The organism is Halomonas sp. BC04 (assembly GCF_000568385.1).
The window spans coordinates 1-6,941 of the sequence record NZ_AZQX01000347.1; the positions used below are offsets into that span (position 1 = coordinate 1).

The 6,941-nt window shown below is 65.3% G+C and carries 8 protein-coding genes; 2 read left to right on the top strand and 6 right to left on the bottom strand.

Translation table 11 applies throughout. The features are described from left to right. The 3 genes from Q427_RS23135 to Q427_RS36535 form a co-directional block, all read right to left on the bottom strand. Window positions 1-255: iron chelate uptake ABC transporter family permease subunit (locus Q427_RS23135; protein ID WP_043517596.1), on the bottom strand; the 255-nt coding region annotated here is incomplete at its 3' end. Then, a complete protein-coding gene (locus Q427_RS36530; RefSeq protein WP_331280694.1) occupies window positions 255-593 on the bottom strand; it encodes a hypothetical protein in 339 nt (112 codons plus the stop codon). The genes Q427_RS23135 and Q427_RS36530, both read right to left, overlap by 1 nt. Next, on the bottom strand, window positions 587-1,189 hold the full coding sequence (locus Q427_RS36535; protein ID WP_331280695.1) for an ABC transporter substrate-binding protein: 603 nt from the start codon (window positions 1,187-1,189) through the stop codon (window positions 587-589). Before Q427_RS36535 ends, Q427_RS36530 begins: the two co-directional genes overlap by 7 nt. 204 nt (window positions 1,190-1,393) lie before the next feature. Here Q427_RS36535 and Q427_RS23145 point away from each other — a divergent pair, with 204 nt between their 5' ends. After that, window positions 1,394-2,386: a LysR family transcriptional regulator gene (locus tag Q427_RS23145; protein ID WP_081786176.1), complete on the top strand. Its 993-nt coding sequence runs from the start codon at window positions 1,394-1,396 to the stop codon at window positions 2,384-2,386. 79 nt (window positions 2,387-2,465) lie between these two features. Continuing rightward, window positions 2,466-4,658 (top strand): TonB-dependent receptor domain-containing protein, encoded by a 2,193-nt coding sequence (locus Q427_RS23150; protein WP_043517598.1) that lies wholly within the window; start codon window positions 2,466-2,468, stop codon window positions 4,656-4,658. Between the two features lie 114 nt (window positions 4,659-4,772). Here Q427_RS23150 and Q427_RS23155 read toward each other — a convergent pair whose 3' ends face one another. The 3 genes from Q427_RS23155 to Q427_RS23165 form a co-directional block, all read right to left on the bottom strand. Then, window positions 4,773-5,531, bottom strand: a complete 759-nt coding sequence (locus Q427_RS23155) for a sulfite exporter TauE/SafE family protein (protein ID WP_043517600.1) — start codon at window positions 5,529-5,531, stop codon at window positions 4,773-4,775. A 13-nt stretch (window positions 5,532-5,544) separates the two neighbouring features. Next, window positions 5,545-6,594: an ABC transporter ATP-binding protein gene (locus tag Q427_RS23160; RefSeq protein WP_051496631.1), complete on the bottom strand. Its 1,050-nt coding sequence runs from the start codon at window positions 6,592-6,594 to the stop codon at window positions 5,545-5,547. After that, on the bottom strand, window positions 6,584-6,941 hold a 358-nt coding region (locus Q427_RS23165), incomplete at its 5' end, for an oligopeptide/dipeptide ABC transporter ATP-binding protein (RefSeq protein WP_043517602.1). The genes Q427_RS23160 and Q427_RS23165, both read right to left, overlap by 11 nt.

The window sequence follows — 6,941 nt, forward strand, 5'->3', positions numbered from 1 at the left end:
GGCGCCGGCCACGCCAAGCGCCACGCCGACCACCAGGCCGACCAGGGTGCGCGGCAGGCGCAGTGAATTCAGCACGAACGTGGCTTCCGGATCACCTCGCCCCATCAGCACAGACCATGCCTGGGCCGGGCCGACATCGCCGGCGCCCAGCAGCAGGCTGGCCAGGCACACCAGTGCCAGCATGACCAGCAGGCCCACCATCGCTCGAGAGAGCCGGCGGTCCGGGAGAAGGCCCGAATGCTGCAGTGCCAGCATCAGGGCGACAGTGCGGCGTCTAGCTGGTCGAGAATGACCTGGGCCGCCAGCGGGCCGGTGGCGCTCGTCCATAATTGCCCGTCGACGGGCACGACCCGGTCGCGGGCGACCACGTCGAGCCGGGCAAAGGCTGGTGACTCCCTGGCCGCCTCCAGCGCCTCACGCCCCTCTTCATTGAGGGTTGCCAGGAACAGCCAGTCGGCATCGACCCGGGACAGGTTCTCGAAGCTGAGCGGGTCGCTGTGCGGCACGCCCTCACGCACCAGGCCGGCATCGTGGATCGCCACACCGGCGGCGCGCAGCAGCCCGGCGGTGAAGAGCGCTTCGGACATCACCATGGGCCTTGTGGCATCCAGCGCACCAGCACGGCACTGGGGGCTTCATTGCCCGCCATGCGCTCGGCCAGCTCGGCGGCACGGGCGTCGACTTCCTGTAACGCCGCTTCGCCTTCCGCCTCGCGCCCCAGGGCCTGGGCAAACAGGCGCGTCTCGCTGCGCCAGGCGACGGGGTCCAGCCCGACCGACAAAGGCACCACGGTCGGGGCCATGCGCGAAAGCAACCGATACTGCGCCTCGGCCAGCTGCGGCGGGGCCAGGATCAGGTCCGGCTCCAGGGCGAGCACGGCCTCGAGGTTGATCTCCCGGACCACGCCGACAATGGCGATGTCGTCGAAGTGCGGCGCCAGGTAGCGCGCCACATTGTCGCCGCCCCGGGTGGTGACGGCACCCAGTGGCTTCACGCCGGTTGCCACCGCAACGTCCAGGGCGCCTTCATGAAGCGTCACCACACGCTGCGGCGCTTCCGGCACCGTCACCTTGCCAAAGGCGGTTTCCACGCTGCGCTCGGCCCAGGCCGACAGCGGCATCAGCGCAAGCAGGGCCACAGCCAGCAGGGTGCCGCCCATTGCCTTGCCGCAGAATCGCCCAGTTCCCATCAGGTGTCTCCTCGTGGCAGATCAAGAATTTAATGGGAATTATTATCACCTGAGAGACGACCCTGCCTCCACGCAACGATGCGTTGCCAATGTTGCAACGGCATCGCCAGAGCAATGAATCTTAACAAGAATCGTTTTCATTACATGCGCTGCCGGGTACACTGTTGCTCTTGTTGCAACGTCCAACCCATGCGAAGGATCGCCATGTACGATCTCGACGAGCTACTCGCCTTCGATCATGTCATGCGCTCAGGCAGCCTGACCCGCACTGCCCGCACCCTTGACCTGGCCAAGTCGACGCTGAGCCGGCGCATCTCCCAGCTCGAGCGCCAGCTGGGCCAGCCATTGCTGAGGCGCCAGTCGAATCGGCTGCTACCCACCGAGGCGGGCCAGCTCTTCCATGGGTACTGCCACCAGATTCTCGAGCTGGCCGAGCAGGGCCGCCAGGCGCTGGACGAGCTGAGCGATGAAGTCAGCGGTGAATTGCATGTGGTCGCCCACAACGCCCTGGCACGCAGCTGGCTGTCCAGGTTGCTGGCAGCATTCATGGATGGCCATCCCGGCATACGTCTCACGCTGCAGACCGGTAACACGCCCCCACTGTCCGCCGACAGCCAGGCATTGACCGTGTGGCTGGGCGAGGTCCCCGGCGGCGAGCTGCGCCAGGAGGTCCTCGGCTGGCTCGATCGCGGCCTGTACGGCCACCCCGACTATTTCACCCGCTACGGTGATCCACAGCACCCCCATGAACTGGCCCGGCACGCCTGGATAGACCTGCTGGGTGAAACCGAACAGGGGCTCACGCTCACCCATCCGGCACAGGGGGCGTTTCGCTTCCAGCCGCCGAATTCGCGCTTTCGTGTCGATCAGCACATGCTGCATGGCGATGCGATCGCCCGAGGCCATGGTCTCGGCATGATGCCTGAATGGCTAGCGACCCTGCGCGAGCGGGCCCATCCTGGCTCGCTGGTCCGCTGCCTGCCGGAATGGAGGGCAGCCCCCGTTCCCGTGACGCTGCTCTACGCCTTCGGTCCTCGGCCACGACGTGTCAGTGCACTGCTCGATTACCTGCGCCAGTCCACGCCGCCCGAGTGGCACCCTGCCGGGGTGAGCCATGCTCACGGCGCCTCCCCGGGCGCTCCCCATCGGCTGGGTGTTTCGGAAACCGCAACGAGTCGTTGTGGCTTCTCCCCCTGAACAAAGGGAACATTCCGCAATAGAATTACCTGCGCTTGATAATCAATCTCATTATACTCTGTACCAAGCAGGTGATCCCATGCCCACCATCCGCCGCACCGCTCTGGCTATTACAATTGCCAGTACGTCTTTTCCAATGATCGCCCAGGCGCAGGACTCTGCCCGCCTAGACAGCATCGTCGTCACCGCCGCCGGCTTCGAGCAGGCACTCAACGAGGCGCCTGCCAGCATCTCAGTCGTCACCCGGGAAGAGCTGGAGCGCAGTCGCTATTCGAACATCGCCGAAGCGATCAAGGACGTGCCCGGCGTGGACGTGCGCTCGGGCGTGGGAAAGACAGGTGGTTTGAACGTGAGCCTCCGCGGGATGCCGAGCGACTACACCCTGATACTCATCGATGGCCGCCGTCAGAACACCTCGGGAAACGTGACGCCCAACGGCTTCGGCGAGACCTCGACCAGCTTCATACCGCCGCTGTCGGCCATCGAGCGCATCGAGGTGATCCGTGGCCCCATGTCGACCCTGTATGGCTCCGACGCCATGGGCGGCGTGATCAATATCATCACCCGCCCCGTCAGCGACACCTGGACGGGCAGTGTATCGGTGGATACCACGTTCCAGCAGGACCGTGACGCAGGCAATTCCCAGGGCATCAATCTCTATGCCTCCGGGCCCCTGGTCCAGGACGTTCTCGGCCTGCAGCTACGCGGCCGGTTGTTCGATCGCGATGCCTCCGAGCGCATGATTCCCGACAGCGCCGCTCGTGACCCACGTCCTGTCGAAGCGCGCATCTATTCGCTAGGCGGACGCCTGACGCTGCGTGCCGACGACAGCAACTCTATCTGGCTGGACGCAGAGCGTGCACACCAGACCTATGCCAACGACGATTGCCGCCTGGGCACGCTGGACGGCACCGACCGGGCGACCTGTGCCCCGCAACCCGGCCAGTTCTGGGGCTATGAAGATGAACTGCGCTTCAATCGCGACCAGCTGGCCATCGGCCATACCGGGCGCTTCGAGTCAGGGACCCTGGAGAGCAGCGTCACCCACAACACCACCGAAACCCTGGGCCGCACCCTGCCCGCCGGCAGTGCACTGGCCTATGGCTACGAGGCCGAGGGGGGCGAGCCACGCCTGCTGGAAAACCGCGATATCGTCTTCGATACCAAGTTCACTATGCCATTAGATGCGCACATGGTGACCCTGGGCGGCCAGTACATCGATGCCCGCCTGGAGGATGGAGCGGCCGGTAACCAGGCCTTCGAACAGCAGAGCTGGGCACTGTTCGCCGAGGACGAGTGGTGGCTGCGCGATGACCTGGCGCTGACTCTGGGCGGCCGCTATGAGCATCACGACGCCTTCGGCGGCCACTTCAGCCCTCGCGGCTACCTGGTGTGGAACACGACCGATCACTGGACGCTCAAGGGTGGCGTGAGCCGCGGCTACAAGACGCCCACGCTCAACCAGTTGCATGACGGCATCACCGGCTTCGGCAACCAGGGCCAGAGCGTATCCATCGGCTCTCCCGACCTGGAGCCGGAAAAAAGCACCAACTACGAAATCGGTGCCATCTACGACAACCTGGACGGCTTGACCGTCAGCGGTACCGCCTTCTACAACCGCTTTACGGACCGAATCGCCACTGGGGCGGAAATTCCCAACTGCCTGCACCCGGACGGCAACGTGCCCGGCTGTATCACCGTTGGCAACTTCTCCCAGCAGACCGGCTTTTCGCAGCTGATCAATATCGACGAAGCGGAAACCCGGGGCATCGAACTGGAAGCGCGCTATCGCTTCGCTCCCGCCTGGGAAGTGCGTGGCGGCTATACTTATACCGACACCGAGATCACCTCTGGTGAACAGGAGGGTATGCTGCTCACCAACACGCCCAAGCACAAGCTCACCGCCAGCCTGGGCTGGGACGTGACCCGCAGGCTCAACACCACCCTCGAAGGTGAGTACTACTCCTCACGCGAACGCTTCACCGACGGCTTTCCGACCAGCGGACAGAACCAGGCGATGTACGAGCAGGTGGGTAACACGCTGGATGGCTACGAACTGTTCCATCTACGCACCACCTATCGGTTCACCGACCAGATCCGCCTGACCGGCACGATCTACAACCTGCTCGACAAGGACTTCAGCAAAGCGGACAGCTATGAATGGCAAGGCAATACCTATCAGGCCTATCGCTTTACCCAAACGGGTCGCGCCACCGACGGTGTCGCCCTGGACGGCCGCAGCTTCTGGCTTTCGGCGACCTACGAGTTCTGATCGCAACGACTGGCACTGCTTACCACGATCGCTTGCCCCGGCCTGGCCGGGGCTTTTCTTGCGAACTGTTTATTGCGAACCGTTTCTTACGGGCACTGCATTGCGCTGACCCTTTCACGACGCCAGCAGACGCTCGACGCCCAGCCAGATCAACCGCAGGGCGAGCAGGGTCAGCACCCACTTGAAGAGAAAGTCGAAGCGATGGTCGGTCACCCGGTGAAGCAGCCGCAGGCCGAGCCAGGTGCCGGCGAAGCCCGCCGCCACCATGGCCAGCATCAGCCCCAGCCAGTCGCGGAAGACGAAGCCGGCAAAGCCGAAGATGAACGCCTTGGTGGTGTGCTGAAGCGTCATGCAGGTGGCGAAGGTGGCCACCCGCGGCAGGCGCTCGCTGATACCCAGCTTGATGAAGGAGGCGACCAGCGGACCGCTGGCCCCCACCAGGCTGGAGAGCAACGTGGTCACCGCACCGGCGATGACGGTGCCGACACGCCCCACCGCCCGCTGGGGCAGGCCCGGCCCCCAGCAGGAGTAGAGCACGAAGGCGGCGATGCACAGCTCCAACACGCCATAGGGCAGGCGGATCAACAGCCAAGCCGCCGCCACGGCGCCCAGGATCACGCCTGGCAGGAACGCCGCGACGATGTCGCGGCGAACGTGGCGCCAGGTCATCACCGCCCGGCCGCCATTGGAGCCCAGCTGCACCATGCCATGTACCGGAATCAGCGCCGTGGCGGGCATCACCTGGGCCATGACGATGATCAGCAGGGTGCCCCCGCCGATGCCGGCCGCCGCCGAAAGCGCCGAGGTCAGTGCCGACAGCGCCACCAGCCCCAGGTTGACCGCGGACGACAGCGGAGACAACAGCTCCAGCATCAGTCGCCTCGACTCACTCGATACGCCCCTCCTCGACCCCGTGACAGGCCACTTCGCTGCCGTCGCCTCGGGCGATCAGCAGCGGCACTTCCACCTTGCAACGATCATTGGCATGGGGGCAGCGTGGATGGAAGGCACAGCCCGAGGGCGGATGCACCGGGTTGGGCACCTCCCCCTGGATGGTGGTGCGCTCCTTGCCGGCCCCTTCCAGCGACGGCACAGCCGCCAGCAGCATCTTCGAGTAGGGATGGTGCGGGTTGGCAAAGAGCTGGTCGGAGGGGGCGATCTCGGCGATGCGGCCCAGATACATCACCGCGATGCGGTCCGACATGTGCTTGACCACCGCCATGTCGTGGCTGATGAAGAGGTAGGTCAGGCCGTACTCGTCCTGCAGGTCGCGCATCAGGTTGAGGATCTGCGCCTGCACCGAGACGTCCAGCGCCGAGGTGGGCTCGTCGCAGATCATGAACTCCGGCTCGTTGGAGAGCGCCCGGGCAATAGAGATGCGCTGACGCTGACCGCCGGAGAACTCGTGGGGATAGCGCAGCGCATCCATGGATGACATGCCCACCTGCTCCAGCAACTCGCCCACCCGACGACGGCGGTCGGCACTGCTCATCTCGGGGCGAAAGAAGCGCAGCGGCTCGCCGATGATGGTACCCACCCGCCAGAGCGGATTGAGGCTGGCGTAGGGGTCCTGGAAGATCATCTGGAAGCGCTTGCGCAGGCTGGCCGCCTGGCGGCCGGTGCGGTTCGCCAGGTCGCTGATGTCCTCGCCGTCGAAGATGAGGCTGCCCCGGGTCAGGCCGTAGAGCCCTACCACCAGCCGGGCCACCGTGGACTTGCCGCAGCCGGACTCGCCGACCAGCGCAACGGTCTCACCGCGCCGGATGGAAAAGCTCACCCCGTCCACCGCCTTGAGCGACAGCTTCTCGCTACGCTCCAGCACCCGGTTGAGCCAGGGCTTGGAGACGTCGAAATGACGTGCCAGGTCACGGGCCTCCAGAAGGATGTCGCCACTCGCCGGTACCGGCTGTTGCTTGATCGCCGTGTCAGCGCACATGGGCATGCTCCTGTTTGTCGTTCTGGTCAATCCGGGGAAGCGGATCGACCGGGTCATGCAGCCAGCAGGCGGCCTGGCCTGGCCCGGCAGGCAACAGGTCGGGCCGTTCGCTGCGACAGCGATCCTGGGCGTGGGGGCAGCGCGGGTTGAACGGGCAGCCCGGGGGGATGGCCGCCAGCCGCGGCATGGAGCCCTCGATCTGGTAGAGCCTGGTGAGGCGCTTTTCGATGCCGGGGATCGAGGCCATCAGGCCTTCGGTATAAGGGTGCTGGGGGCTGCGAATCACCTCTTCCACGGGACCAATCTCGATCAAACGGCCGGCATACATCACCGCCACGCGATCGGCC

What these genes read in the sequence shown, in the direction of transcription:
- Q427_RS36530 (WP_331280694.1), bottom strand. Translation starts at nt 593, where the DNA reads ATGGTGATGTCCGAAGCGCTCTTCACCGCCGGGCTGCTGCGCGCCGCC.
- Q427_RS36535 (WP_331280695.1), bottom strand. Translation starts at nt 1,189, where the DNA reads ATGGGAACTGGGCGATTCTGCGGCAAGGCAATGGGCGGCACCCTGCTG.
- Q427_RS23145 (WP_081786176.1), top strand. Translation starts at nt 1,394, where the DNA reads ATGTACGATCTCGACGAGCTACTCGCCTTCGATCATGTCATGCGCTCA.
- Q427_RS23150 (WP_043517598.1), top strand. Translation starts at nt 2,466, where the DNA reads ATGCCCACCATCCGCCGCACCGCTCTGGCTATTACAATTGCCAGTACG.
- Q427_RS23155 (WP_043517600.1), bottom strand. Translation starts at nt 5,531, where the DNA reads ATGCTGGAGCTGTTGTCTCCGCTGTCGTCCGCGGTCAACCTGGGGCTG.
- Q427_RS23160 (WP_051496631.1), bottom strand. Translation starts at nt 6,594, where the DNA reads ATGTGCGCTGACACGGCGATCAAGCAACAGCCGGTACCGGCGAGTGGC.